The 25,777-nt window shown below is 71.3% G+C and carries 21 protein-coding genes, 6 tRNA genes and 1 riboswitch; of the genes, 14 read left to right on the forward strand and 13 right to left on the reverse strand.

Annotation, left to right across the window (positions count from 1 at the left end):
- The first annotated feature begins 31 nt into the window (after positions 1–31).
- Entirely contained in the window at positions 32–1,129 is a 1,098-nt protein-coding gene (purM, locus tag ACFRAC_RS30600) for a phosphoribosylformylglycinamidine cyclo-ligase (protein ID WP_382935329.1), read from the forward strand.
- A 75-nt stretch (positions 1,130–1,204) separates the two neighbouring features.
- On the opposite strand, the gene ACFRAC_RS30605 is transcribed toward purM, so the two are convergent.
- Both ACFRAC_RS30605 and ACFRAC_RS30610 read right to left on the reverse strand, forming a co-directional pair.
- Positions 1,205–1,459: a DUF3073 domain-containing protein gene (locus ACFRAC_RS30605; RefSeq protein WP_062673355.1), complete on the reverse strand. Its 255-nt coding sequence runs from the start codon at positions 1,457–1,459 to the stop codon at positions 1,205–1,207.
- 317 nt (positions 1,460–1,776) lie between these two features.
- A complete protein-coding gene (locus ACFRAC_RS30610) occupies positions 1,777–2,865 on the reverse strand; it encodes a Leu/Phe/Val dehydrogenase (RefSeq protein WP_382935333.1) in 1,089 nt (362 codons plus the stop codon).
- Positions 2,866–3,115: 250 nt separating this feature from the next.
- Here ACFRAC_RS30610 and ACFRAC_RS30615 point away from each other — a divergent pair, with 250 nt between their 5' ends.
- A complete protein-coding gene (locus tag ACFRAC_RS30615; protein ID WP_382935336.1) occupies positions 3,116–3,958 on the forward strand; it encodes a hypothetical protein in 843 nt (280 codons plus the stop codon).
- A 593-nt stretch (positions 3,959–4,551) separates the two neighbouring features.
- A complete protein-coding gene (gene bldC / locus ACFRAC_RS30620; RefSeq protein ID WP_003949541.1) occupies positions 4,552–4,758 on the forward strand; it encodes a developmental transcriptional regulator BldC in 207 nt (68 codons plus the stop codon).
- 493 nt (positions 4,759–5,251) lie between these two features.
- Here bldC and ACFRAC_RS30625 read toward each other — a convergent pair whose 3' ends face one another.
- The 7 genes from ACFRAC_RS30625 to ACFRAC_RS30655 all read right to left on the reverse strand — a co-directional run bounded on the left by ACFRAC_RS30625 (position 5,252) and on the right by ACFRAC_RS30655 (position 11,871).
- A complete protein-coding gene (locus tag ACFRAC_RS30625) occupies positions 5,252–5,473 on the reverse strand; it encodes a DUF6274 family protein (RefSeq protein ID WP_382935340.1) in 222 nt (73 codons plus the stop codon).
- Positions 5,474–5,702: 229 nt separating this feature from the next.
- Positions 5,703–5,777 (reverse strand) — tRNA-Asp (locus tag ACFRAC_RS30630).
- Between the two features lie 93 nt (positions 5,778–5,870).
- Positions 5,871–9,848, reverse strand: a complete 3,978-nt coding sequence (hrpA, locus tag ACFRAC_RS30635) for an ATP-dependent RNA helicase HrpA (RefSeq protein WP_382935345.1) — start codon at positions 9,846–9,848, stop codon at positions 5,871–5,873.
- Between the two features lie 100 nt (positions 9,849–9,948).
- Positions 9,949–10,022, reverse strand: a tRNA-Phe gene (locus tag ACFRAC_RS30640).
- 24 nt (positions 10,023–10,046) lie between these two features.
- Positions 10,047–10,121 (reverse strand) — tRNA-Asp (locus ACFRAC_RS30645).
- A 37-nt stretch (positions 10,122–10,158) separates the two neighbouring features.
- A tRNA-Glu gene (locus ACFRAC_RS30650) sits at positions 10,159–10,231 on the reverse strand.
- 80 nt (positions 10,232–10,311) lie between these two features.
- Complete coding sequence (locus tag ACFRAC_RS30655) at positions 10,312–11,871, reverse strand: metallophosphoesterase (RefSeq protein WP_382935348.1); 1,560 nt, start codon at positions 11,869–11,871, stop codon at positions 10,312–10,314.
- A gap of 85 nt (positions 11,872–11,956) precedes the next feature.
- On the opposite strand from ACFRAC_RS30655, the gene ACFRAC_RS30660 reads away from it, so the two are divergent.
- The 5 genes from ACFRAC_RS30660 (at position 11,957) to ACFRAC_RS30680 (ending at position 17,247) form a co-directional block, all read left to right on the forward strand.
- Positions 11,957–12,307, forward strand: coding sequence for a metallopeptidase family protein (locus ACFRAC_RS30660; RefSeq protein ID WP_007493488.1), 351 nt, complete (start codon positions 11,957–11,959; stop codon positions 12,305–12,307).
- Positions 12,308–12,404: 97 nt separating this feature from the next.
- Positions 12,405–12,941, forward strand: coding sequence for a hypothetical protein (locus ACFRAC_RS30665; protein ID WP_382935353.1), 537 nt, complete (start codon positions 12,405–12,407; stop codon positions 12,939–12,941).
- A 272-nt stretch (positions 12,942–13,213) separates the two neighbouring features.
- Entirely contained in the window at positions 13,214–15,346 is a 2,133-nt protein-coding gene (locus ACFRAC_RS30670; protein WP_382935358.1) for a DEAD/DEAH box helicase, read from the forward strand.
- A gap of 350 nt (positions 15,347–15,696) precedes the next feature.
- Positions 15,697–15,769 (forward strand) — tRNA-Lys (locus ACFRAC_RS30675).
- 479 nt (positions 15,770–16,248) lie between these two features.
- Entirely contained in the window at positions 16,249–17,247 is a 999-nt protein-coding gene (locus ACFRAC_RS30680) for an STAS domain-containing protein (RefSeq protein ID WP_382935361.1), read from the forward strand.
- A gap of 15 nt (positions 17,248–17,262) precedes the next feature.
- On the opposite strand, the gene ACFRAC_RS30685 is transcribed toward ACFRAC_RS30680, so the two are convergent.
- Positions 17,263–17,805 (reverse strand): DUF5994 family protein, encoded by a 543-nt coding sequence (locus ACFRAC_RS30685; protein WP_382935365.1) that lies wholly within the window; start codon positions 17,803–17,805, stop codon positions 17,263–17,265.
- Between the two features lie 155 nt (positions 17,806–17,960).
- The gene (locus ACFRAC_RS30690) at positions 17,961–18,359 is read right to left on the reverse strand and encodes a DUF5994 family protein (RefSeq protein ID WP_382935369.1); all 399 of its coding nucleotides are present in this window, start codon (positions 18,357–18,359) and stop codon (positions 17,961–17,963) included.
- Positions 18,360–18,928: 569 nt separating this feature from the next.
- On the opposite strand from ACFRAC_RS30690, the gene ACFRAC_RS30695 reads away from it, so the two are divergent.
- Positions 18,929–19,273, forward strand: a complete 345-nt coding sequence (locus tag ACFRAC_RS30695; protein WP_382935372.1) for a hypothetical protein — start codon at positions 18,929–18,931, stop codon at positions 19,271–19,273.
- Positions 19,274–19,408: 135 nt separating this feature from the next.
- Here the strand turns inward: ACFRAC_RS30695 and ribA are convergent, their stop codons facing one another.
- Complete coding sequence (gene ribA / locus ACFRAC_RS30700) at positions 19,409–20,053, reverse strand: GTP cyclohydrolase II (RefSeq protein ID WP_382935377.1); 645 nt, start codon at positions 20,051–20,053, stop codon at positions 19,409–19,411.
- Positions 20,054–20,174: 121 nt separating this feature from the next.
- Complete coding sequence (locus ACFRAC_RS30705; protein ID WP_382935381.1) at positions 20,175–20,690, reverse strand: MarR family winged helix-turn-helix transcriptional regulator; 516 nt, start codon at positions 20,688–20,690, stop codon at positions 20,175–20,177.
- Positions 20,691–20,761: 71 nt separating this feature from the next.
- On the opposite strand from ACFRAC_RS30705, the gene ACFRAC_RS30710 reads away from it, so the two are divergent.
- The 5 genes from ACFRAC_RS30710 (at position 20,762) to ACFRAC_RS30730 (ending at position 25,777) form a co-directional block, all read left to right on the forward strand.
- Positions 20,762–21,895: a dihydrofolate reductase family protein gene (locus ACFRAC_RS30710; RefSeq protein WP_382935386.1), complete on the forward strand. Its 1,134-nt coding sequence runs from the start codon at positions 20,762–20,764 to the stop codon at positions 21,893–21,895.
- 72 nt (positions 21,896–21,967) lie between these two features.
- Positions 21,968–22,041, forward strand: a tRNA-Met gene (locus ACFRAC_RS30715).
- A gap of 40 nt (positions 22,042–22,081) precedes the next feature.
- Positions 22,082–23,266 (forward strand): PP2C family protein-serine/threonine phosphatase, encoded by a 1,185-nt coding sequence (locus ACFRAC_RS30720; protein WP_382935389.1) that lies wholly within the window; start codon positions 22,082–22,084, stop codon positions 23,264–23,266.
- 232 nt (positions 23,267–23,498) lie between these two features.
- Positions 23,499–23,656: riboswitch (cyclic di-AMP (ydaO/yuaA leader) on the forward strand.
- A gap of 11 nt (positions 23,657–23,667) precedes the next feature.
- On the forward strand, positions 23,668–24,684 hold the full coding sequence (locus ACFRAC_RS30725; RefSeq protein ID WP_382935391.1) for a M23 family metallopeptidase: 1,017 nt from the start codon (positions 23,668–23,670) through the stop codon (positions 24,682–24,684).
- 148 nt (positions 24,685–24,832) lie between these two features.
- Entirely contained in the window at positions 24,833–25,777 is a 945-nt protein-coding gene (locus ACFRAC_RS30730; RefSeq protein WP_382935393.1) for an aldo/keto reductase, read from the forward strand.

Genomic DNA, 25,777 nt, shown 5'->3' on the forward strand with positions numbered 1-25,777 from the left:
CCCGTAGTTCCCAACCGAAAGATCCCAGGCAATGTCTCCTGTGTCAGATCAGTCGCCTCCGGCGACGGCCACCAGCGGTGCTTCCTACGCGGCGGCGGGCGTCGACATCGAGGCGGGCGACCGCGCGGTCGAGCTGATGAAGGAGTGGGTGAAGAAGGCCCAGCGCCCCGAGGTCCTCGGCGGCCTCGGCGGCTTCGCCGGGCTCTTCGACGCCTCCGCCCTCAAGCGGTACGAGCGTCCCCTCCTGGCGTCCGCCACGGACGGCGTCGGCACCAAGGTCGACATCGCGCGCCGGATGGGCGTCTACGACACGATCGGGCACGACCTGGTCGCCATGGTCATGGACGACATCGTGGTGTGCGGCGCCGAGCCGCTGTTCATGACCGACTACATCTGCGTCGGCAAGGTCCACCCCGAGCGGGTCGCCTCGATCGTCAAGGGCATCGCCGAGGGCTGTGTGCTGGCCGGGTGCGCCCTGGTCGGCGGCGAGACGGCCGAGCACCCGGGCCTGCTGGGCGAGGACGACTTCGACGTCGCCGGCGCCGGTACGGGCGTCGTGGAGGCCGACCGGCTGCTCGGCGCGGATCGCATCCGTAAGGGTGACGCCGTGATCGCCATAGCGGCCTCCGGGCTTCACTCGAACGGGTACTCGCTGGTGCGGCACGTCCTGCTGGACCAGGCCGGTCTCGCGCTGGACGCCCGGATCGAGGAGTTCGGCCGCACGCTCGGCGAGGAACTGCTGGAGCCCACGAAGATCTACTCGCTGGACTGCCTGGCGCTGACCCGGACCACCGAGGTGCACGCCTTCAGCCACATCACCGGTGGCGGTCTGGCGGCCAACCTGGCCCGCGTGATCCCCGACGGCCTCCACGCGGTCGTCGACCGGTCCACCTGGACCCCGGCGCCTGTCTTCGACCTCGTCGGCAGGACCGGCCGAGTCGAGCGCCTGGAGCTGGAGAAGACGCTGAACATGGGCGTCGGCATGGTGGCGATCGTGCCGCCGGAGTCGGTCGACGCGGCCCTGGCCACGCTGAACGACCGCGGCGTCGACGCATGGGTGACCGGCGAGATCACGGACCGCGGCGAGCACCCGACCGGCGCGGAACTGGTCGGCGACTACGCGGTCTGAGCGGTCCCGACCCGAGGACAGCACAGAACCCGGCCGGTGGCAGAGCCACCGACCGGGTGAGTGCTCACTGCATGGTCAAGCGCCGCGACGGTGTTGTGAAGAGGGACCGTCGTCTTCGTCCTCGTCGTCGTCCTCGTAGAGGTCGGCGTACCGAGAGTAAAGATCGTCCTCGTCGTCCTCATCGTCCTCGAACGGCTCGCCGTTCGGCGGCTGGCTCGAAGTCGATGCGCCCAGTTCACTGGCCAGACGTGAAAGATCCGTCCCACCGCTGTTGTACTTCAGCTGGCGGGCGACCTTCGTCTGCTTGGCCTTGGCCCGGCCGCGCCCCATGGCTCGACCCCCTCGGTGACGGGGCTCGACGGCCCCAGAGTCTGACACGCGTTCATGATCCGGAACGGACTCTCCATGGAGAGGCCGATCCGTAGGGCTTCCACGGTACCTGAGCCCGCGCCCATACGGTACGTCGCCCGCAGCACGCGCGTCTGCCCAGGACCTTCGAGGTGCCCTGTCCTCGCTGGTCAACCCCGATTTTAACCACTTATGAGCGGTCGACCCGCCGGTGGAAGTGAGAGTTCTCTCCAACTGCCCACCGGCGGGTACCGCCCTCGGCCGTGCCGGCGGACCCCGGCCCTCCCGGGCGCGCCGGATCAGCGGCCCGCGCGGGCCTCCGCGATCCGCTGCTCGGCGATCCGGTCGGCCGCGGCGGCCGGCGGAATCCCGTCATCCTTCGCACGCGCGAATATCGCCAGCGTGGTGTCGAAGATCTTCGCCGCCTTCACCTTGCAGCGGTCGAAATCGAACCCGTGCAGCTCGTCGGCGACCTGGATGACCCCGCCGGCGTTGACCACGTAGTCGGGCGCGTAGAGGATCCCGCGGTCGGCGAGGTCCTTCTCGACACCCGGATGGGCGAGCTGGTTGTTGGCGGCGCCGCACACGATCCCGGCGGTCAGCACCGGCACGGTGTCGTCGTTCAGGGCCCCGCCGAGCGCGCAGGGCGCGTAGATGTCGAGGTCCTCGACGCGGATCAGGGTCGCGGTGTCGGCGACGGCCCTCACCGAGTCCGGGTGGGCCGCGACGATCCGGCCGACGGCTTCCTCGCGCACGTCCGTGATGACGACCTTGGCGCCCTCGGCCACCAGGTGCTCGACCAGGATGTGGCCCACCTTGCCGACGCCCGCGATGCCGACCGTGCGGTCCCGCAGGGAGGGGTCGCCCCAGCGGTGCTGCGCGGAGGCGCGCATGCCCTGGTAGACGCCGAAGGCGGTGAGCACCGAGGAGTCGCCGGCGCCGCCGTTCTCCGGGGAGCGCCCGGTCGTCCAGCGGTTCTCGCGCGCCACCACGTCCATGTCGGCCACATAGGTGCCGACGTCGCACGCGGTGACGTAGCGGCCGCCCAGGGAGGCCACGGACCGGCCGTAGGCCAGCAGCAGCTCCTCGGTCTTGATCCGGGCCGGATCACCGATGATCACGGCCTTCCCGCCGCCGTGGTCGAGCCCGGCCATGGCGTTCTTGTACGACATCCCGCGCGCGAGGTTCAGGGCGTCGGCGACGGCCTCCTCCTCGGTCGCGTACGGGTAGAAGCGCGTACCGCCGAGGGCGGGGCCCAGAGCGGTGGAGTGGATGGCGATGACGGCCTTGAGGCCGCTGGCGCGGTCCTGACAGAGCACAACTTGCTCGTGACCCCCCTGGTCCGAGTGGAACAGGGTGTGCAGGACGCCGTGTGTTACGTCGGTCACTGTGGTGACTCCTGAGTACGGGCGGCGATCGGAGCGGAGCCCCCTCGGGGTCCCCGCGCTTGTGGCGCGATGGGGGGACGGTGGCGGGTGCTCGAGCATGAGATTAGACCTCCGGACGCCCCGTGAACCCGCGGCGCGGGGGATCACCTCCTCCCGGAGTACGGCCGTGCGACGATTTGCATGGATTTCCCGCTCCGTCCCAGGCGGGGTCCACAGGTTTTCCCGGCAGACGGCGGGGGAGGGAGCAGGCGTGCCCAAGGTGTCCTCGGTGATCGTCCCGTATGCGACGTACCTGAGGGTGTACGAGCCACTGGCCGCCTTCCCCGAGCCGGAACGCGGTCACTGGACCCGTTACGCCCGCCGCCCCGACCGTCCCTCGTACCAGGACGAACTACGCCGCTCCCTGGCCGACTTGCTGCCCACGCCGCCCGTGCCGGTGCCCGTCCACGAGAGCAGTGACGCCTTCGTGCTGGAGGTGGACGGGGTGGTGTGCGTGTGTCCGTGGCGCACCCGGCTGCGCGGCTGGCAGGCGCTGGGGGAGCTGGGCGAGGAGCTGCCCGAGCCGGTGCTGGACGCGGTCCTGCCGGAGGTCGTGCGGCGGCAGGCGGCCCAGGACTACGAGCGCTGGCTGGCCCGCAACCCGGACGCGCGGCCGTGGATCCGTACCTCGACGTGGCAGGTGCCGCTGCACTGGTTCGTCCTGGTGTCGGACGGGGAGCGGCGCTTCGACAAGGGCTCCGGCGACGTGCCCCCGATGCTGCGGTACCAGACGCCGATGGTGGAGGCGCGGCGCCGGGTGGCGCGGGCCCTGCGGACGCTGAAGGAGAGCATCGACGAGGGCCCGCTCCTCGACGGCCTGCTGGACGTGGGCCGCTGGCTGGAGGAGTTCCACCCGCGTTCGCTGGTGGAACTGGACTACGGCGGCCTGGTGCACACGCTGCCGGCCGGTGAGCTGGAGGACGACCACTCGGCCGCGGACGTGGCGGAGGGCATCGAGGCGCTGCGGCGGGGCGACGGCGCGGCGGCCGGGGAGGCGTACGGGCGTCTCGTGGAGCGCTGGCGGTCGGTACGGGACCGGCGGTCCGCCAACTGAACTCCGCCGCGCGCGGGGGAGTGTGACCCAGCACACAGCTCAGGCCATGGGGTGACGAGTGGCATCCCGTTTGTAACGAACTGGCGTTTGACGAGCCGCCCGTTTTGGGGTTTCGTGCTCGGTCTGAGGTACCTGATGTCTCGTCAACGTGGGACGTAAGGCGCGATCCGGGCGTATACCTCTGGATCCAGCCAACTCGTCCAAGCGTGACGGACCGCACGTAGACGGCTCTTGCGTCCCTAACCCCTCCTCGTGCCAAAATAGGACAAGGAGTCCGGGGAGGTCTCCGTCTCGACATTGCACGCTTTGGGGGGTCATGAGACTCCTGCACGCCACTGTGACTGATCGTCACAGTGGCGTGACTGTCCGCTATGGCATGGTCCATCGGCTTCCGTCGCTGATGAGCACCTGGAGGGGCAATTCCATCGGTTTGGCCGACGCGGCTGGACAGATGGTGTAGTTGTAGTGCCGAGGACAAGCCGTTCGTCCTATAACCGACTCGACTCGCGTCCGCCATTTCGGGCAACGCGGGTCAAGGTGCAGAATTTAGAGGAAAGAACCGAGAAGGTTCGGTTCTCCCGAGGAGGCCGCTCATGACCGCTCGCACCCCTGATGCCGAGCCGCTGCTGACCCCGGCTGAGGTCGCCACGATGTTCCGCGTCGACCCCAAGACGGTCACGCGGTGGGCGAAGGCCGGGAAGCTCACTTCTATCCGTACGCTCGGCGGTCACCGCCGTTACCGCGAGGCTGAGGTCCGCGCTCTGCTCGCGGGTATTCCGCAGCAGCGCAGCGAGGCCTGAACTCTCGCAGAACCGGGCAAACCGGCGGTTCCCCCAACTCGCCGCGGCGCCCGGGCCTAGCTCCAAGCGACGCGGGTTCTGCCCCAACAGAGCCCTCGCCCAAGCCGTCAGAGCACTTCAGGCACGCAACAAGGGTGCGTCGTAGATCGCGCTGGACTCCGCCGGGTTCAGCGCGATCTTTTTTGTGCGCCCTCGCGCGCCCGCCCGTGAGGCTGTGCGTGGCCTTGTCGAAGTCTGGGGACCGCTGTCGGATCGCCGGTGCGGCCGGGCCCGGGCGGTCGCCCTGGGTGGCCGGCGTGACCCGCGGAACCTGGTGCAATTGCACATATTAAATTGACCGTTTGTAGGCGGGGTGTAAGCGCCGGGCTCCCGGAAACTCGTGCGGTGACACCCGTCACATGCCGGGGTGCTTGTTGCCTCTGGCGTATGTGCGCTAAAGGGAGTGACACGTTCCAGAAGCCGCTGGCGCGACCGGAGTTGAGGACGGTCGTGGTCAGGCCGGGGACGGCGTCTCCTCCGGGGTCGCCTCGTCCGCGGCCGACCGGAGGACACCGGGCGTGTCGGACGCCTCGGGGGTGCCGGACGCGCTGTCGAGGGCCAGCCGCAGCAGCCGGTGGCAGATCGGGCAGTGCCGGGTCAGATGTCGGTAGGAGGAGGCGGCCGACAGGTGCGCGCGGAGCAGGGCCCGCGTCTCGTGCCTGGTCGATGCCGCCATACGCCACCTCCACGGGGGCCAGCCGAAAAGGGCCCTGAGATCTGGGTACCGAGCGAACGTGACTCCGTCAAGGCGGCGCGAACGGCCCGCCGGCCCGGCATCGCCCCAGCAGCCCTCCAAGCCCCTCCGGGTCCTCCAGGGCGGCTCAGAGGCCCGACGGAGCACCGGGTGGGCCCTGCCGCGCCCATGCGAAAGGCCCGCCCCCTCGACGGGGACGGGCCTTCACTTGCGGTCCTGACGGGATTTGAACCCGCGGCCTCCACCTTGACAGGGTGGCGAGCACTCCAAACTGCTCCACAGGACCAGGTTTTGCGGCGACATTCGTGCGGTGCGCTGCGAGAAGAGACTGTACAGGAGGGTGAGCCCCGGGTCGAACTCACCCTCCGTCCGCGGTCCGTCACGGCGCCAGCGCGTCGATCGCCTTCATGATCCGCTTGTCGGAGATCGGATACGCCGTGCCCAGCGCGTGCGCGAAATAACTGACCCGCAGCTCCTCCAGCATCCAGCGGACGTCCAGCACCGCCTGCGGCACCGGACGGCCCTGCGGCATCTGCTCCAGCAGCCACGCGTATTCGTCCCGCATCTCGTGGACCTTCTCCATGCGCGTCGTGTCGCGCTGGACGTTCGTCGGCATCTGCTGCAGACGGCGGTCCACCGCGATCAGGTAGCGCATCAGGTCGGGCAGCCGGCGCAGCCCCGCCTCGGTGACGAAACCGGGCTTCACGAGGGCGTCCAGCTGGGCCCGCGCATCCGCGAGGTTCGGCAGCAGGGCGGGGCTGCGCACGCCCTTCAGACGCCGCTCGGCGGCCTGCCAGGCGGCCAGCACCTGCTGCACCTGCCCCACCGCGCGCACCGTCGTGTCGACGATCTCCGCGCGCACCTTGTCGTACAGCTTCCGGTACGACTCCTCGTCCCACGCGGGGCCGCCGAAGTCACCGATCAGCTTGTCCGCCGCGGCCATGGCGCAGTCGTCGAACAGCGCCTGGATCGACCCGTGCGGATTCGCCGACAGGCCCAGCTTCTGAGCGTTGGTCAGCTTTTCGGATGCGAACTTCGCCGGGTTGACCGGGATGTTGCGCAGGATCAGCCGCCGGGTGCCCCTCCACATCGCCTGCTGCTGCTCCGCCTCCGTGTCGAACAGCCGCACGGAGACCGTGTCGCCGTCGTCCACGAGCGCCGGGTACGCCTTCACCGGCTGTCCGGCCCGCCGGGTCTCGAAGACCCGGGTGAGCGTGCCGATCGTCCAGTCCGTCAGGCCCGAACGCTCCAGCGACTCCCCGCCCTGCCGGGACGCGGTCGCCGCGGCGGCCTGGGAGAGCGCCTTGCGCGCCTTCGGCTTCAGGCGCAGCTTCAGCGCCTCCAGGTCCTTGTCCTCGGCGAGCTTGCGGCGCCGCTCGTCGACGATGCGGAACGTGACGCGCAGATGCTCGGGGACCTTCGCCCAGTCGAAGTCGTCCGCGGTGAACGGCACCCCGACCATCCGCTTCAGCTCGCGGGCCATCGTCACCGTCAGCGGCTCCTGCCCGGGGGCGGCCGTGTCCAGGAACCGCTTCGCGAAGTTCGGCGCCGGCACGTAGTTGCGGCGGATCGGCTTCGGCAGGGAACGGATCAGCTCCGTCACCAACTCCTCCCGCAGACCCGGGATCTGCCAGTCGAAGCCCTCCGCGGTGACCTGGTTGAGCACCTGGAGCGGGATGTGGACGGTCACACCGTCCGCGTCGGCGCCCGGCTCGAACTGGTACGTCACCCGGAACTTCAGCTGCCCCTGCCGCCACGAGTCCGGATAGTCGGCCTTCGTGACCGCCTCGGCCGACTCCCGGATGAGCATCTCCCGCTCGAAGTCCAGGAAGTCGGGCTGCTCCTGCCGCTCGCGCTTCCACCACGCGTCGAAGTGCGCCCCCGACACGACGTGCTCGGGGACCTTCTCGTCGTAGAAGTCGAACAGCGTCTCGTCGTCGACGACGATGTCCCGGCGCCGGGCGCGGTGCTCCAGCTCCTCGACCTCGCTCAGCAGCCGGCGGTTGTCGGCGAAGAACTTGTGGTGCGTGCGCCAGTCGCCCTCCACCAGGGCGTTGCGGATGAACAGCTCCCGGCTGACCTCCGGGTCGATCCGGCCGTAGTTCACCTTGCGCTGCGCCACGATCGGGACGCCGTACAGCGTCACCTTCTCGTACGCCATCACGGCCGCCTGGTCCTTCTCCCAGTGCGGTTCGCTGTACGTCCGCTTCAGCAGGTGCCCGGCCAGCGGCTCCACCCACTCCGGCTCGATGCGCGCGTTGACCCGCGCCCACAGCCGGGACGTCTCCACCAGCTCGGCCGACATCACGAAGCGCGGCGGCTTCCTGAAGAGCGCCGACCCGGGGAAGATCGCGAACTTGGCGTTGCGGGCGCCCAGGTACTCGTTGCGCCCGCCTTCCTTGCGCGCCCCCGGTGCGGAGTCCTTCGACTCCTTCACGTCCTTCATCCCGATGTGGGAGAGGAGACCGGCGAGGAGGGAGACGTGGATGCGGTCCGCGGGGGCGTCGTCCTCGTTGAGATGGATGCCCATCTGCTTCGCCACGGTCCGCAGCTGCGTGTAGATGTCCTGCCACTCGCGGATCCGCAGGAAGTTCAGGTACTCCTGCTTGCACATCCGGCGGAACGACGACGAGCCGCGTTCGCGCTGCTGCTCACGGATGTAGCGCCACAGGTTCAGATAGGCGAGGAAGTCGCTCGTCTCGTCCTTGAACCGGGCGTGCTGCTGGTCGGCCTGGGCCTGCTTGTCCGCGGGGCGCTCGCGCGGGTCCTGGATGGACAGCGCGGCCGCGATGACCATGACGTCCCGGACACAGCCGTTGCGGTCGGCCTCCAGGACCATCCGGGCCAGCCGCGGGTCCACGGGGAGCTGGGCGAGCTTGCGGCCCGTCTCGGTGAGCCGCTTGCGCACGTCCTTCTGCGCCGGGTCCAGCGCGCCGAGCTCCTGCAGGAGCTGGACGCCGTCACGGATGTTGCGGTGGTCCGGCGGGTCGATGAACGGGAACTTCTCGATGTCGCCGAGACCGGCCGCGGTCATCTGGAGGATGACGGAGGCGAGGTTGGTGCGCAGGATCTCCGCGTCGGTGAACTCCGGCCGGGCGAGGAAGTCGTCCTCGGAGTACAGCCGGATGCAGATGCCGTCGGAGGTACGGCCGCAGCGGCCCTTGCGCTGGTTGGCGCTGGCCTGCGAGATCGGCTCGATCGGCAGCCGCTGCACCTTGGTGCGATGGCTGTACCGGCTGATCCGGGCGAACCCGGGGTCGATCACGTACTTGATGCCCGGCACGGTCAGCGACGTCTCGGCGACATTGGTCGCCAGAACGATCCTGCGCCCGGTGTGCGGCTGGAACACCCGGTGCTGCTCGGCGTGCGAGAGCCGGGCGTACAACGGCAGCACCTCGGTGAACCGGTACTTCTTCTTCTCCAGCGCGTCCGCGGTGTCCCGGATCTCCCGCTCACCGGAGAGGAAGACGAGGATGTCGCCCTTCCCCTCGCCCATCAGCTCCTCGACCGCGTCCGTGATCGCCGTGATCTGGTCGCGGTCGGCGTCGTCGGAGTCGTCCTCCAGCAGCGGGCGGTAGCGCACCTCCACCGGGTACGTACGGCCGCTGACCTCGACGATCGGGGCGTCGCCGAAATGCCGCGAGAAACGCTCCGGGTCGATGGTCGCCGAGGTGATGACGACCTTGAGGTCCGGCCGCCTCGGCAGCAGCTGGGCGAGGTACCCCAGCAGGAAGTCGATGTTGAGGGAGCGCTCGTGGGCCTCGTCGATGATGATCGTGTCGTAGGCGCGCAGCTCGCGGTCCGTCTGGATCTCGGCGAGCAGGATGCCGTCCGTCATCAGCTTGACGAAGGTGCCCTCCGGGTTCACCTGGTCGGTGAACCGCACCTTCCAGCCGACCGCCTCGCCCAGCGGCGTGTCCAGCTCCTCCGCCACCCGCTCGGCGACCGTGCGCGCGGCGATCCGGCGGGGCTGCGTGTGCCCGATCATGCCGCGCACACCGCGGCCCAGCTCCAGGCAGATCTTCGGGATCTGCGTCGTCTTGCCGGAGCCGGTCTCACCGGCGACGATCACGACCTGGTGGTCGCGGATCGCGGCGGCGATCTCGTCCTTCTTCTGGCTGACCGGCAGCTGCTCCGGATACGAGACCGCGGGCACACGGGCGCGCCGCGCGGCGATGCGCTCCTCGCCCTTGGCGATCTCCCCTTCGATCTCGGCGAGCACGGCGGTCTGCGCCTCGGGCTTACGGATCTTGCGCGCGCCCTCCAGCCGCCGGCCGAGACGCTGCGCGTCACGCAGCGAGAGCTCGGTCAGACGGGGGGCGAGGGCGCCGAGGGCGGGGGCGGGGTGCGTAGACATACGCGATCCAGGGTCTCATCCCGTCGAAATTCATGGCGAACGCTTTTGTCCGGCGGGCACGGCGAAGCCCCCGTCGATCACTCGACGGGGGCTTCCTCTGTGGCTGGGGCCGGGGTCGAACCGGCGACCTATCGCTTTTCAGGCGATCGCTCGTACCAACTGAGCTACCCAGCCGTGAGGGTCTTGCGACCTTCACTGCGGTCCTGACGGGATTTGAACCCGCGGCCTCCACCTTGACAGGGTGGCGAGCACTCCAAACTGCTCCACAGGACCTTGCGATGCGTGCAACAGTGTCGCACACCGTACTGCGTGCCCCCAACGGGATTCGAACCCGTGCTACCGCCTTGAAAGGGCGGCGTCCTAGGCCGCTAGACGATGAGGGCTATCGGCCCGCCTGGGCGCTTCTCAGCGCGTCGGGGACGTGAGAAGCATATGGGATGGCGGGAGGTATCGCCAAAACGGTTTACGGGCTCGCGCCGGGGGACGCGCTCTTGCGGTCCGGGGCGCCCGGCTGGTTCTCCTCCACCAGGTGCCGGCGCACCTCCGCGGTGGTCAGCCCGAGGCCGCCGAGTTCGATCTCGTCCCACGCCTGCAGCCGCCGGGTGTCGCGGTCGAAGTAGAGGATCGAGGCCTGGAGGGGATCGGGGTGCTTGCCCTCGACCGCGCGCAGCCCGCTGCCCCCGGTGGAGCCCTCGACCCGCAGCCGGGTGCCGTACGGCAGCACCTCGGTCTTCTCCTGGTGGATGTGACCGGCCAGGGCCAGCGGGACCTCGCCGTCGGTCTGGCGGGCCGCGACGGGCTCATGGGCGACCGCCACGTCCACGGGGGTGCCGGCGGCCTTCTGGTCGCGCAGGGCGGTGGCGAGCCGGGCGCCGGCGAGTTCGTTCGCCGCGTCGCCGCCGGGGGCCTGGGAGCGGTCGGGGGTGAACTGGGGGTCACCCATCCCGGCGAACCGCAGCCCCCGGATGGTCACGGCCTTGCCGCCGTCCAGGACGTGGACGTGCTTCAGGTTCTCCAGATAGCGCTGGGTGACGCGGGAGTCGTGGTTGCCGCGCACCCAGACGTACGGGGCGCCGAGGTCCTCGATCGGGTCGAGGAAACCGTTCTCGGCGGCCGTGCCGTGGTCCATGGTGTCGCCCGAGTCGACGATCACGTCGACCTTGTACTGCTCCACCAGGGAGGCGATGATCTTCCAGCTCGCCGGGTTGAGATGGATGTCGGAGACGTGCAGGACGCGGATGGTGGTCGGGTCCGGGGCGTACGCGGGGAGCGTGGACGTGGCGTCGTAGAGCTTGGTCACGTTGGTGACCAGACGCGCCAGCTCCTTCTGGTAGACGTCGAATTCCGTGACGATGCTGCGCGCGTCGCCGACCAGGGACGGGGCGGAGGACAGCAGTCCCGAGAACTTCGGCTCCAGGACGGACTCCGGGTTCCAGGTCGCGTACGCCGTACCGCCGGACGCGGCCAGCAGGGTGAGGGCGAGCCCGCCGGCGGCCAGGGCGCGGCGCGGGCGCCGGTACACGACCAGGCCGAGCGCGGTGGCGCCGGTGACGACGGCGACGACACTGCGCAGGGCGAGATCGAGGGTGCCGTCGGTGACGTCCTGGGTCACCTCGTCCTGGAGGCCGGAGAGGCGCTCGGGGTGGTCGACGAGGGCCTGGGCGCGTTCGGGGTCGAGCTGGTCGACGTTGACGTCCAGCCGGACGGGGGCGACGTGGCTGTCGAACTGGAGCGCGCCGAGCGGCGAGATGTTGATCTTGGTGCCGCCGGTGAAGGAGGGCCGCAGCGTCATCGTGGTGTTCATCGGCCCGACCGGCACCCGGACGTTGCCGACGACGAGCAGGCCGAGCCAGGCGCCGACGAGGACGACGGCGACGAGACCGAGGGCGCGCGTCCAGGGGTGGGGCTGGGCGACGAGCTCGGGTGCGGGGTGCGGTCGGCGGGTGGCGTAGCGGTCGGCGAGGGCGCGTGGTGCCCTGGGCAGGTGGGCGAGAACTTTCATGATCGCGGGGACGCGGGCCATTGGTGGCGTATGCCCAAGTCCGTCACCGGATATGCGGGGCCATCGGCGGCTCCTCGGGAGCGGTGCCGTGCCGGACAATGGGCCTGTGCTGGAGATGACGCGCGAGGAGTTCGAGGAACTGGTCGCCGAGGCGCTGGACCGGATCCCGCCGGAGCTGACGCGGCTGATGGACAACGTCGCGGTGTTCGTCGAGGACGAACCGCCCGCCGACGACCCGGAGCTCCTCGGACTGTACGAGGGGACGCCGCTGACCGAGCGGGGCGAGTGGTACGCCGGGGTGCTCCCGGACCGCATCACCGTCTACCGGGGGCCGACGCTGCGGATGTGCGCGTCGCGGGAGGAGGTCGTCGAGGAGACCGAGGTCACCGTGGTCCATGAGATCGCCCACCACTTCGGGATCGACGACGAGCGGCTGCACGCCCTCGGGTACGGGTGAGGGCCGGCCCCGTGGGGGCCGGGTGGGGCGCGTGTCTTCTTGCGGGCGACGGGAGTTGGGCAGGTTGACTTCTTCGCCCCCCTTGGAGGTGGCTCGCGTGCGCCCTCTGTACGTACCTGTCCGACTGGCCGCGACGGCCGTGGCTGTGGCCGCCCTCGCCGGCTGTATGAGCGTCGGTGACGACGGCGCCGGGGGGAGTGCCAAGCCGTCGCACTCCACCGGGCAGCGCGGGGGCGAGGCGCCCGACGGGGGGCCCGCCGGGGCGGGCGGCGGGTCCGGGTTCGGCCCGCACGCGGACGTGGACGGCGAGCGGGGGAAGAGGAAGGGCAAGGACGGGCGGAAGAAGGGCGGTGAGTCGGCCGGGCCGTCGGACTCGCCGTCCGCCAAGGCGAGCCCGTCGAGGCCGGCCGGGGGCGGTCCGGCGCAGCCGGGGCGGACCGACGGGCCGGGCCCCACGCGGCCGGCCGACCCGGAGCCCACCCGGACGGCGGAGCCCGAGCCCACGCCGACGCAGGAGCCGACGCCCCCGGCGCCGACGCCCCCGACGGCGGAGCCGTCGTCGTCGGCGCACGAGGAGACGGCGCCGCAGCTGGTGCAGCGCGAGCCCGCTCCGGCGGCGCAGGCGCCCGCGTGACGTAGCGGGGTCGGGCGGGGGGCCGGCTGAGGGCCGGTGGGGGTGGTCCGGCGAGTGACGTTGCCTACATCGTTGACGGCTGGTTTGCCTTGAGGGGTGAGGGGTGCGTATGGTGGTAGATCGTTTGATCCCATTTGCCCGGCGCCACCGCAGAGCGCGCCGTGTGGCGCGTACTCTCCCTTGCCGTGGCTGACCGCATTGAGGCGGTCTTATTGCGAATCACGGAGTTGACGGGCGCGTGCCGACGAGACTCCGGAAGGTTTCGCATACGCATGTCCATTTCCAGTACTGATCACGTCGTCGTGCCCGAGAACGACGAGAACGAGCCCGTCGACGAGACCCCCACGGTCACCTTCGCGGCCCTCGGCCTCCCCGAGGGCGTCGTGCGCAAGCTCGCGCAGAACGGCGTGACCACCCCCTTCCCGATCCAGGCCGCGACCATCCCGGACGCCCTGGCCGGCAAGGACATCCTCGGCCGCGGCCGAACCGGCTCCGGCAAGACGCTGTCGTTCGGCCTGCCGACGCTGACGCGCCTGTCCGGCGGCCGCACCGAGAAGCACAAGCCGCGCGCGGTCATCCTCACCCCGACCCGTGAGCTCGCCATGCAGGTGGCGGACGCCCTCCAGCCCTACGGCGACGTCCTCGGCCTGAAGATGAAGGTCGTCTGCGGCGGTACGTCCATGGGCAACCAGATCTACGCACTGGAGCGCGGCGTCGACGTCCTCGTCGCCACTCCGGGCCGCCTGCGCGACCTCATCAACCGCGGCGCCTGCTCCCTGCAGGACATCGAGGTCGCCGTCATCGACGAGGCCGACCAGATGTCCGACCTGGGCTTCCTGCCCGAGGTCACCGAACTGCTCGACCAGGTCCCGGCGGGCGGCCAGCGGATGCTGTTCTCCGCCACGATGGAGAACGAGATCTCCACGCTGGTCAAGCGCTACCTGAGCAACCCGGTCACGCACGAGGTCGACAGCGCCCAGGGCAACGTCACGACCATGTCGCACCACATCCTGATCGTGAAGCCCAAGGACAAGGCGCCGGTCACCGCGGCCATCGCCTCCCGCAAGGGCCGCACGATCATCTTCGTGCGCACCCAGCTGGGCGCCGACCGTATCGCCGAGCAGCTGCGCGACTCCGGTGTGAAGGCGGACGCGCTGCACGGCGGCATGACGCAGGGCGCCCGGACCCGGACGCTGGCCGACTTCAAGGACGGCTACGTCAACGCGCTCGTCGCCACCGACGTCGCCGCGCGCGGCATCCACGTCGACGGCATCGACCTGGTGCTGAACGTCGACCCGGCCGGCGACCACAAGGACTACCTGCACCGCGCGGGCCGCACCGCGCGGGCCGGCCGTACCGGCACGGTGGTCTCCCTCTCCCTGCCGCACCAGCGGCGTCAGATCTTCCGTCTGATGGAGGACGCGGGCGTGGACGCCTCGCGCCACATCATCCAGGGCGGTGCGGCCTTCGACCCGGAGGTCGCCGAGATCACCGGTGCCCGGTCGATGACCGAGGTCCAGGCCGAGTCCGCGGGCAACGCCGCGCAGCAGGCCGAGCGCGAGGTCGCCCAGCTCACCAAGCAGCTGGAGCGGGCGCAGCGCCGCGCGGCCGAGCTGCGCGAGGAGGCCGACCGGCTGGTCGCCCGGGTCGCCCGTGAGCGCGGGGAGGACCCCGAGGCCGCGGTGGCCGAGGCGCAGGCGGCGGCGGTCGAGGCCGCCGAGGTGTCGGTTCCCGAGCAGCCGGCCGTCCAGGACGTGGACCGGGCCGAGCGCGCGGAGGCCCCGGCGCCGTACGAGCGCCGTGACCGTGGCGGCTTCAACCGCGACCGTGAGCGGTCCTCCGACCGTGACCGCGGCGGGCGCTCCTTCGAGCGCCGCGACGACCGCGGTGGCTTCAACCGCGACCGTGACAGGGACCGCGACCGTGGCTTCGAGCGCCGTGACGACCGTGGCGGTTTCCGTCGCGACGACCGCGGTGACCGGGGTGGCGACCGTGGTGGGCGTTCGTTCGAGCGTCGTGACGACCGCGGTGCCGGGCGTTCGTTCGAGCGTCGTGACGACCGTGGCGGTTTCCGCCGGGACGACCGCGGTGACCGGGGTGGCGACCGTGGTGGGCGTTCGTTCGAGCGTCGTGACGACCGCGGTGCCGGGCGTTCCTTCGAGCGCCGTGACGACCGTGGCGGCTTCCGCCGCGACGACCGCGGTGCCGGGCGTTCCTTCGAGCGCCGTGACGAGCGCGGTGGTCACCGGGGCAGCGACCGTCCCTTCAACCGTGACCGCCGTGACGACCGTCCGGGCTTCCGCGCCGGCGGCCACGAGCGTCCGTACGGCCGTCGTGACGACCACCGGGGCACCGGATCGTTCGGCCGCGGCGAGGACAAGCCGCGCTGGAAGCGCAACGGCTGACGCCGACTGATCGCCGAAGGGCCCGCACGACTCACGTCGTGCGGGCCCTTCGGCGTTCCCGCTCGCCCTCCGGTCCCTGTCGGCAGGTGTGTGACGGTTGTCGAGATCCCCGCTACGGCGAGCTGGTCACGCTCACCTCGCAACGACGGTGACAGCAGGGGGTCGTTCGGCTCGCGGGTGAAGATCGCGAGCGGCTGGAACGGCTACAGGGGCCGTTTCTGACGTCCCGACGCACCGGCGTGGGCCCACCCGTCCGACGGGCGCGCCCACCCCGCCGACAGGCCCATCACACCGATACCCGATCGGCTCGACGTCCACGTGCGGCTATGCTCGGGGTGGCATCATCGCCTGGGCCCTTAGCTCAATTGGCAGAGCAGTGGACTTTTAATCCATTGGTTGTGGGTTCGAGTCCCACAGGGCCTACGGGTCGCCGGCGGGGGAGACAGCCCCTGACCTGCTGGGCAGCGCCTGAGTCGGCTTCGGCCGGGTCGGGCGCTGCCTCATTCTCCGGCCCGTGCGTGAGCGGGAAGTGTGCGCACCTGCGGCGGTTTGTGTGCGGCCCGGTTCGGCGGGTACTCGAGTCGGGCGTGAAGCCAGGCAGTGTGCCTCACCAGTGGGCCGCCTGCCCTGGACGTCTCCGTGATCCCTCGGCAGGCGGTGCGCTCGGTTCGGACGTGCCCGCCCGGTACTGCGGGCCGAGGCCGTCGGCGGCGTACGGTGGAAGCACCGAGGGCATCGCGCATTCCGGCCGTCCCGCCGGGTCGTCCTCGGCGCGAGACGAACCCCGGGCCGCCCGAGCGGACGGTGCGGAGACGGGTCGGCATCATGTACGCCGCGATCACTGCAACTCCGCGCACGTCCCCGGTCGTTGGGGCTCCCCGTCGAGGGACGGGGTGAGGGCGGTGCGGCGGCTGGACATCCACCGGCGCGACAAGGGGGAGCGGGCCCTGGTGACGCTCCTGGGCGAGGTGGGGCCGGCCACGGCACCCCTGCTGCGGGCCGCTCTGGAGCAGTGCCTGCGCGACGGCATGACCGTCATCGACGTCGATCTCACCACCGTCGGCTCCTGCGACGCCAAGGGCCTGGACGTGTTCCTGACGGCGTCACGGCGTGCCGAGCGGGTGCACGCCGCGCTGCGGCTGCACCATCCGTGCGCGCAGATCACCCGGCTTCTCGCAGTCTCCGGCTCCGCTCACCTGCTGCCGGCTCCGGCCCATCCGGTGCCACCCGCGCCGCTCCATGACCTGACGGGCGCATCTGCGTCGGTTGCGTCGGCCGCAGGGACACACTCGTCCGGCGACCGTGCGGCTGATCCGGCGGTCAAGGAGGGGATCCGGCTGCGCCGGCTGACCCGCCGGCAGATGGAGGGGATGAGCGAGGACATCGCCGACCTCCTGGTGGTGGAACCCGTGGCGGGCTCCTCCGGACAGGCGCACCGAGAACGGCTCGACTTCCTGTGGCGGCTTGCCGTCAGCGCGCGACGGACCGGGTTCGCGTTGCTGCTCGCCGAGACGACGGTGCCGGTGGGATGTGCCTTCGGATTTCCGGTCGGCCCCGGCGGCCGGTCCGAACGAGAGCTGCGGGAGTGCGTCGGGCGGCTCACCGGCGGTACCGGGTTCCTGCTCCTCACCCAGGTCGTGGCGCAGTGCCACGGCCAGCACCACGACATCGGCCGCCTCCTGCAACAGCGCCTCCTCGCCGACCGGCACGCCGCACTCGGCGTCGCCCTCCTCCACCCGGCGGACCTGGCCGGACAGGCCGCGTACGAGTCCTGGGGCTGGCGGAATTACGGAGAGCTGCCGGGGCTGCCCGGGCGGGGCGCCCCTTGCGTGCTGACCTTGTCACGGGAGAGCGGACCCCCGGTTCCCGCGCCTCGGGCGGTCCGGAAGGTCCGGGGCTAGGTCGTGTCTCGTCGATCAGGCCGGGCTCCCGGCGTCCGGCGGGATCTGGTCGCGGCGGGCCCTCGGGCCTTCCGCGGCGCCCGGGTCCTGTCGGGCGGTGCCGGTGTCGACGAGGATCTGTTCGGCCTGTGACACGCTGCCGGCGCGGACGGCCTCGGACATGGCCGCACGCGCGGCGTCGGGCGTCGCGTGCGGCGGGACCACCAGGAGCGAGAAGAGATCCTGCGCGCCCCGGGTGATGAGGACGGTGTCGTCGCCGACCCGGGAGGAGTCGATGTGGATGACACGGTCGTCGATGGTGATCCGCGTCGGCAGCTCTTCCCAGGCGTCGGCGTCCAGGCCGACGCGGGTGACGGGCCCGAGGTACTCGGTCAGTGCGGTGATCAGATGGGGAAGCTCGGTGGCGACGTCGCGGGAACGCGGCCACCATGCTCCGTCGAGCACTCCCTGCCGGTTGTGTGTCGTCTCCAGCCGTACGACAGCCGTCCCGGGCTGTACGGCTGGGTGGATGGCGTCCGGCAGGAGCCTGGTCACACGCGGGGAGTCGGGGTCGGACATCGCACTCGCCTGCCTGCCGAGAACGAGGAAGCCGAGTCGCTTCCTCCTTTCTCTCACGGTACTCCCACGGCCGACGGCGATCGGCCCCTTTGACGGGCACGCCGAGGCCCGCGTCGTCGCCTCCTCACCCGGGGTCGCCCGTCGGGTCGCGGAGCTCACGCCTGACCGTCCGCCGCGGCCGCCATGAGCGGTTCCGCGGCCTCCTCGGTCGTATCGGGCGGCACGACCACCAGGTCCCAGCGTCCCTGGCCGGGCGCGAGCAGGACGATGGTGTGCGTGGCGGATGCCGGGCGGGTCCTGTGCAGCCGTACGACCTGGTTGGAGACGAGTATCCGGCCGGGCACCGCGGGCCAGGTCGCCCCGTTGACCGTGACGCTGGTGATGTGGCCCCACGCGCGCGGCAACCCGGCCAGCAGCCAGGGGAGTTCGGCGATCAGGTCGTACGAGCGGGGCCACCACGCCCCGTCGACGGGCCGGGGCATGCCACTGTGAGGAGCCAGGCGCAGACGAAGGCGGGGATGGGAGGGAAGCGGGGATTGCGGTGCGGTTGTCATGGAGGCTCCTGCCAACTGCCGTACGAGGGTGGGTGGTCGGCGTCGGGCCGGTGGGCCATGACGCGGGCAGGGCTCGGCCGGCGCACGCGTCGCGCACCCAGCCGAGGGCGAGGACGCACGGCGCCGGGAAGGCGTGGGCCACGGCGCGGATGTCACGGTCGGCCGGGGGCGTGGCGGTGTGCGACGGATCGGGCTGATCGGTATCCGGGGCTCCTCGGCCCTGCTGCGGATGGCGCGGCCGGAGTCAGGGGCTGCCCACAGGACGGGTGGCGTGCTGTAAATGCTGTAAAGAGTGAAGGAATGTGGTCTGGTGGACCTACTGGAACGCGACGGCTGGAACACGAATGGGTGATCCGATCCGGCCGAGTTCCGGCATACGAAATGAAAGCGCCCCGTCTTCGCCACCGTACTCCAGGCCGCGTGACAACCGCGTCTGCTTCGCAGGCGGCATCGCGCTGACAGGGGTCGACGCCGGACGTCGGCGGGTGGCACGGCCCAGCGCCGCGCCGCTCCGGGAAACCGGCACGACGCACGGGAAACCGGCACAACGCACGGGAAAGCGACACTCGATGTACGACCAGACACGCGCCCAACAGCCCGCGGACCAGCACCGCGGCCCCGCGGAACGCCGCGCCTCCGGCCCGGCACCGCTGCTCCCGTCGGACGAGCGGGACAAGATCGTCCGGCGCCTCGGGCGGGCACTCAACACGTTCCCCGACGCTCCGCGTGAGTCACTGGAGGAGGCCGAAGGCGCCTTCGACGAAGCCACCGCCCAGCTCATGGCCGTCCTCGCCGAACAGCGGCGTGCCCTCCGCGCGGGTTGGGAGGACCAGGACCCCGAAACGCAGACCGCCGAACTCCACCTCGCGCTGAGGCAGTACCGGGAGATCACCCAACGACTGCTCCGCCTCTGAACCACGCCGGGCGGACAGCGGTGACGTTGCCGGACGGGCAACTCCTCCGGGCCGGACGGGGTTTCCAGGCGCCGGCGGGCGGTGCTGCGGGCCGGGGGTGATCATCCCGCATCCCGGGGGCCCAGGGTGCGGCCCTTAGGCCGGGCTCGCCCCCGCCAGGTCGCCCAGCGGCAGCGTGTGCTGGGTCTGGAGGACCTTCGCGCGCAGGTAGCGGACGTTGTCCGGGGTGGCGAAGACGCCGGTGGGGACGCGGTGGTGGACCAGGATGCCGAGGGCGCGCAACTGGTCGGCCTTGTCGGGGTTGTTGGAGAGCAGGTCCAGCTCGCCGATGCCGAGGGCGGTCAGCATCTGGGCCGCCGCCGTGTAGTCGCGGGCGTCCTCGGGCAGGCCCAGCGCGGCGTTCGCGGCGTAGGTGTCGAGGCCCTCGTCCTGGAGGGCGTAGGCGTCCAGCTTGTTGTAGAGGCCGATGCCGCGGCCCTCCTGGCGCAGGTACAGCAGCACGCCGCCGCGCTGTGCGATGCGCTCGACGGCCTCGCGCAGCTGGGGGCCGCAGTCGCAGCGGGCCGAGCCGAAGACGTCGCCGGTCAGGCACTCGGAGTGGAGGCGGACCAGGGGGGTGGTGCCGGGCTCGGGGGTGCCGAGGACGACGGCCACGTGCTCCAGGCCGTCGGTCAGGCCGTGGAAGGTGACCAGTTCGGCGTCGGCGGTGTAGCCGTCCTGGAAGCGCAGCGGGACCCGGACACGGGCGCGCTGGGCGGCGGCTGCGGTGGAGTCGGGCATACGGGTCTCCGGGTTCCGTGCGGCTTTCTGCTTCAGATTTGAAGCAGCTAGGGAGAGTGACCTTATCCCGTGCTTGAAGTTTGAAGCAATGACTCCGAGTCACCCGTTCCTGCGGCGTGCGTCACGAGCACGGCTTCGATGCGCGCCGGCGCCACGGCACCTCGTCCCCGGTGGCGTGGCCGCAGTCGCCCTGGAGGCCCGAGCCGATCGCCGTGAAGATCTCCTCCAGCTGCCCGACCTGCTCCGGGGACAGCCGGTCGAAGATCAGCGACCGTACGGTGTCCACATGTCCGGGAGCCGCGCGCTCCAGGAGCCGCATCCCCTCGTCGGTGAGGGCCGCGACGCTGCCCCGCTTGTCCACGGGACAGTCCTCGCGCCGCACCAGTCCGTCCTTCTCCAGCCGCGAGACGCCGTACGTCAGCCGACTGCGGGTGATCTTCAGCCGCTCGGCGAGGTCGGTCATGCGCAGCCGCCGCTCCGGGGCGTCGGACAGGGTGGCGAGAATGGAGTAATACAGATGGGGCATGCCGGCCTCCTGCTGGAGCTGCCGGTCCAGCGCGTCCTCCACGAGCGCGGCGGCGGCGATGTAGGCGCGCCAGGCGCGCTGCTCCTCGGGAGTGAGCCAGCGAGTCGTCATGTGTCCAGTGTAGGTTGTTTCAAACTTGAACCAAGCCCCAAGCCCCGATCGCCGAGCGGGAGAGCGCGCCGATGCCGTCGTACCCCTACGTCCTGCTGTCCGCCGCCGTCTCCCTCGACGGCTACCTCGACGACACCGGCCCCGACCGGCTGCTGCTGTCCAGTCCGGCCGACTTCGACCGGGTCGACGAGGTGCGGGCCTCCGTGGACGCCGTCCTCGTCGGCGCCGGCACCATCCGCGCGGACAACCCCCGGCTGCTCGTGAACTCGGCCGAGCGGCGCGCCGCCCGCACCGCGCGGGGCAAGCCCGCCTACCCGCTGAAGGTCACCGTCAGCGCGTCCGGCGAGCTGGACCCGGCGGCGAACTTCTGGCACACCGGCGGCGAGAAGGTCGTCTACACGACGGAGAAGGGCGCGCGCCGGCTGCGGGAGGAACCCGTCGCCGCCGAGGTCGTCGCCCTCGGCGACGAGCTGGACTGGCGGGCCCTGCTGACCCACCTGCGCGAGGCGCGCGGCGTCGAGCGGCTGATGGTGGAGGGCGGCGGCACCGTCCACACCCAGCTGCTGCGCCAGGGGCTCGCCGACGAGCTGCAGCTGGTGCTCGCGCCGCTGTTCGTGGGCGACCCCCGGGCACCCCGGCTCTTCGGGCCCGGCGGGTACCAGGAGGGCCGGCTCCGGCTGGTGGAGACCCGGCGCATCGAGGACGTGGTGCTGACGCGCTACGAGCCGACCGCCCCCGGCACCGGCGTCCTCCCGGCCGCCGCGGACCGGCACTGGCTGGCCCTCGCCTGCGACCTGGCCGCACAGTGCCCGCCCTCGCCCACCGCGTTCAGTGTCGGGGCGGTCGTGGTCGCCGCGGACGGCACGGAGCTGGCGCGGGGCCACTCCCGGGAGGCCGGCGACCCCGTCGTGCACGCCGAGGAGGCGGCCCTCGCCAAGATCGCGCCCGGCGACCCGAGGCTGGCCGGCGCCACCGTCTACAGCAGCCTGGAGCCCTGCACGCACCGTGCCTCCCGGCCCACCCCCTGCGCCCGGCTGATCCTGGCGGCCGGGGTGCGGCGGGTGGTGACGGCCTGGCGCGAGCCGGACACCTTCGTCACCGACGCCGACGGCAGCGGGATGCTGGCCGCCGAAGGAGTGGACGTGCTCGTGCTGCCCGAGTACGCGGGCCGGGCCGCGGCTCCCAACGCCCACCTGGCGCCCTGACACCGTCCGGCGGGGGCCCGCGCAAGGGCGTGTACGGCGGGTCCCGAAGATGGCGTACTATGGACACAACGACGCGGGGTGGAGCAGCTCGGTAGCTCGCTGGGCTCATAACCCAGAGGTCGCAGGTTCAAATCCTGTCCCCGCTACTGAAGGCTCAGGGCCGGAACTCATCAGTTCCGGCCCTGAGTGTTTTCCGGGCCCGTTCCCGGCCCTGTCTCCCGGCCATGTCCCCCCGGTCGGACGACCCCGCTCGCCCGCCGCCACCGCTTCGGCAACCCTGGTCAGGTGGAGGAAGGGCGAATCTCGTACGTGCGCCGGTCGGTGCGGGCGCTGCCCGCCCTGCTGATCGCGGCCGGACTGGCCTACGACTTCGCCGCCCCCCTCGCGTTCTCCGGCGCCCCCTTCCTCACCGCCGCGCCTCTCGTCGCCGCCCCCCTCTACTCGCTGCGCGGCACGGTGTGCACCGGGGCCGCCGCCGTCTGCGCGCTGCTCGTCGTGCGGTTCACCGTCGGCGGCCTGGAGACGGTGGGGGCGGTCACCGAACTGGTCACCGTGGTCGTCGTCTCCGCCCTCGCCGTCGTCATCAACGTCCTCGTCCGCCGCAGCGGCGAACGCCTGGCCTCCGCCCGCCGGGTCGCGGAGGCCGTCCAGCGCGCCCTCCTGCCCGAACCGGCCGAACGGGTCGGCGGGTTCCAGGTGGCCGCGCGCTACGAGGCGGCCCAGGAGGACGCCTCCATCGGCGGTGACCTGTACGCCGTGCAGGACACCCCGCACGGCGTCCGGGTGATCGTGGGCGACGTGCGCGGCAAGGGCCTCGGCGCGGTCGGCGCCGTCGCCGCCGTGATCGGGGCCTTCCAGGAGGCCGCCGAGCAGGAGAACACCCTGGAGGCGGTCGCGCAGCGGCTGGAGCGGGCCCTGGCACGCGCGAGCAGCCGGAGCGACGGAGGGGACCCCCGCGAGGGCTTCACCACCGCCGTCCTCGCAGAACTGCCGCACGGCGCTCCGAAGGTGCGTGTCGTCAACCGGGGGCACCCCCCGCCGCTGCTGCTGTACGCCGACGGAGCCGTGCGGCCGCTGCCCGCGAGCGACCCCGCGCTGCCGCTCGGCATGGGCGGGCTCGGCACCTGGCCCGACCGGGCCGACGAGGCCGAGTTCCCGAGCGGTGCGACGCTGCTGCTCTACACCGACGGGCTGTCGGAGGCACGCGACCGCACAGGCCGGTTCTACGACCCCGAGCAGGCTCTGGCGGGGCGGGCCGACGCGCTGCGCGAACCGGCCGCGCTGCTCGGGACGCTGGCGGCCCAGGCACGCCGTCACTCCGGGGGCGGCATGGCGGACGACCTGGCCCTCCTGGCCGTACGCCGCCCCTGACGTCTCTCACGGACGGTGAGTGAACGAATCCCCTCCGCATAACGACTGACACACCATCAGAAACGGGCGGACGAACCGACGAGAGCAACTCGCCCGATTTAGCCCGCTCGTGACCCGTAAGTCCCGCCGGAAAACGTTAATGATCAAGTGGAACGGCTTGGAATCCGTACCCCGCGTCTATTAACGTTCGATAACGCAGCGCGGTCGTCCCAGCCGTCACAAGAGGCGGCTCCGTGCGCACGCGCCGAATCCTGCGAAGGAACCGGGGAACCACCACCTTGGGGTGAATCGCGCGGATACCACCGTGACATCACGGCACGTATACGCGCGTAGGAGACCTTCCTGCTCCGAACCCGTCAGCTAACCCGGTAGGCGAGAAGGAAGGAAAGGAGTACGCCCACGTGGCGTCGAACCGTCCTGCTCCGCATGCCCCGTTCGTACCCGGTCAGCGCCCCGCCGACACCTTCGGCTACGACCGCACCGACGACGGCCCCTTCGAGGAGTGGAACCCGACCGCGGAATCCCTCCGCCCCGTGCGCGGCAGGCACCGCGTCTCCAAGCAGCGCGGCGGGGGACTCGCCCGCAGCTCCACGGTTCTCGGTGTCGGCGTCATAGCGGCCGTCGGCGCGGGCGGCATGGCCACCGCGCAGAGCGGCAAGCCGCCGGTCGCCATCACCCTTCCCGACCTGCCCCTGATCTCCGACGACGACTCCGCCGCGGGCGACACCGCCACCGCCCTCAGCACCATGGGCGAGACCGGCGAGGAGACCGCCCGGAGCGGCTCCGACGCCGGTGAGGCGCTGCGCAGCCGGATCATCGCCCAGGCCGAGTTCCAGCAGGACCAGGTCGACAGCAAGGCCGCCGCGGCCGCCGTCGCCGCCGCCGAGAAGGAGGTCGCCGAGGCGGCCGCCAAGGCGGAGAAGGAGGCCAAGGACAAGGCCGCCGCCGCGAAGGCCGCCGCCGAGCAGGAGGCCCGCAAGAAGGCCGAGGCCGAGCGTCTCGCCGAGCTGGCCAAGCAGTACACGCTGCCGACCTCCTCGTACACCCTCACCTCGACCTTCGGCGAGGCCGGCGCCTACTGGTCGTCCGGGCACCACACGGGCCTCGACTTCGCCGCGCCGACCGGCACCCTGATCAAGGCCGTCCACTCCGGCACGATCACCTTCGCCGGCTGGGACGGCTCCTACGGCTACAAGACCGAGCTCACCCTCGACGACGGTACCGAGATCTGGTTCGCCCACCAGTCCTCGATCAGCGTCAGCGTCGGCCAGAAGGTCAACACCGGTGACGTCATCGGCCGCGTCGGCGCCACGGGCAACGTGACCGGCGCCCACCTGCACCTCGAGGTGCACCCCGACGGCAGCGCGAACGGCATCGACCCGCTGGCCTGGCTGCGCGGCAAGGGCCTCACCCCCTGAGCACCCTCCCCGCCTGATCCCCGGCGGTCCTGACGACGACCCCCCGACGTCAGGGCTGCCGGTCCTCGGTGCGCCGGATCGCCCCTTTCACACGGAATTCATCTCCGAAGCGGAATCGCCGGTACCGCCGCCGTCGTTGATGACTTACATGACTTCATTGCGCAAGCTCGGCTCCTCCAGCCTCGAGGTCTTCCCGCTCTGCCTGGGCGGCAACGTCTTCGGGTGGACCGCCGACGAGGCAAACTCCTTCGCCGTCCTCGACGCCTACACCGCGGCGGGCGGCAACTTCATCGACACGGCCGACTCGTACTCGGCGTGGGTCGAGGGCAACGTGGGCGGTGAGTCCGAGACCGTCATCGGCAACTGGCTCAGGGCCCGCGGCAACCGGGACGACGTCGTGATCGCCACCAAGGTCGGCCAGCACCCCGACTTCCGCGGTCTGAAAGCGGCCACCATCAAGGCGGCCGCCGACGCCTCGCTGCGCCGCCTCGGCACCGACCGCATCGACCTGTACTACACCCATTTCGACGAGCCGGAGGTGCCGGTCGAGGAGATCATCGGCGCCCTGGACGAACTGGTGAAGGCCGGCAAGGTCCGGCACATCGGCGCGTCCAACATCTCCGCGGAGCGGCTGGCGGCCTCCCTCGCCTTCTCCGACCGCGAGGGCCTGGCCCGGTACGTGGCGCTCCAGCCCCACTACAACCTGGTCTCCCGGGACACCTACGAGGGCCCGCTCCAGGACCTCGCGGAGCGGGAGAACCTCGCCGCGGTGCCGTACTACGCGCTCGCGGCGGGCTTCCTCACCGGCAAGTACCGTCCGGGCGCCGCCGTGGACAGCCCACGTGCGCAGGGCGCCGGACAGTACGCGGAGACCGAGCGGGGGCGGCGGGTGCTGGCCGCGCTGGACGAGGTGGCCGCCGCCCACGGCGTGCCGGTCGCCACGGTGGCCCTGGCCTGGCTCCTCTCCCGCCCGACGGTCGTCGCCCCCATCGCCTCGGCCCGCACCACGGAACAGCTGCCCGCCCTGCTCGGCGTGGCCGAGCTGACCCTGACGGACGACGAACTGCGCCGGCTGACGGAGGCGTCCGACTGA

The organism is Streptomyces sp. NPDC056628 (assembly GCF_042792555.1).
Taxonomy (GTDB): domain Bacteria; phylum Actinomycetota; class Actinomycetes; order Streptomycetales; family Streptomycetaceae; genus Streptomyces.

What these genes read in the sequence shown, in the direction of transcription:
- ACFRAC_RS30695 (WP_382935372.1), top strand. Translation starts at nt 18,929, where the DNA reads ATGTACGACCAGACACGCGCCCAACAGCCCGCGGACCAGCACCGCGGC.
- ACFRAC_RS30625 (WP_382935340.1), bottom strand. Translation starts at nt 5,473, where the DNA reads ATGGCGGCATCGACCAGGCACGAGACGCGGGCCCTGCTCCGCGCGCAC.
- ACFRAC_RS30670 (WP_382935358.1), top strand. Translation starts at nt 13,214, where the DNA reads ATGTCCATTTCCAGTACTGATCACGTCGTCGTGCCCGAGAACGACGAG.
- bldC (WP_003949541.1), top strand. Translation starts at nt 4,552, where the DNA reads ATGACCGCTCGCACCCCTGATGCCGAGCCGCTGCTGACCCCGGCTGAG.
- ACFRAC_RS30705 (WP_382935381.1), bottom strand. Translation starts at nt 20,690, where the DNA reads ATGACGACTCGCTGGCTCACTCCCGAGGAGCAGCGCGCCTGGCGCGCC.
- ACFRAC_RS30605 (WP_062673355.1), bottom strand. Translation starts at nt 1,459, where the DNA reads ATGGGGCGCGGCCGGGCCAAGGCCAAGCAGACGAAGGTCGCCCGCCAG.
- ACFRAC_RS30690 (WP_382935369.1), bottom strand. Translation starts at nt 18,359, where the DNA reads ATGACAACCGCACCGCAATCCCCGCTTCCCTCCCATCCCCGCCTTCGT.
- ACFRAC_RS30655 (WP_382935348.1), bottom strand. Translation starts at nt 11,871, where the DNA reads ATGGCCCGCGTCCCCGCGATCATGAAAGTTCTCGCCCACCTGCCCAGG.
- purM (WP_382935329.1), top strand. Translation starts at nt 32, where the DNA reads ATGTCTCCTGTGTCAGATCAGTCGCCTCCGGCGACGGCCACCAGCGGT.
- ribA (WP_382935377.1), bottom strand. Translation starts at nt 20,053, where the DNA reads ATGCCCGACTCCACCGCAGCCGCCGCCCAGCGCGCCCGTGTCCGGGTC.
- ACFRAC_RS30685 (WP_382935365.1), bottom strand. Translation starts at nt 17,805, where the DNA reads ATGTCCGACCCCGACTCCCCGCGTGTGACCAGGCTCCTGCCGGACGCC.
- ACFRAC_RS30730 (WP_382935393.1), top strand. Translation starts at nt 24,833, where the DNA reads ATGACTTCATTGCGCAAGCTCGGCTCCTCCAGCCTCGAGGTCTTCCCG.
- ACFRAC_RS30710 (WP_382935386.1), top strand. Translation starts at nt 20,762, where the DNA reads ATGCCGTCGTACCCCTACGTCCTGCTGTCCGCCGCCGTCTCCCTCGAC.
- hrpA (WP_382935345.1), bottom strand. Translation starts at nt 9,848, where the DNA reads ATGTCTACGCACCCCGCCCCCGCCCTCGGCGCCCTCGCCCCCCGTCTG.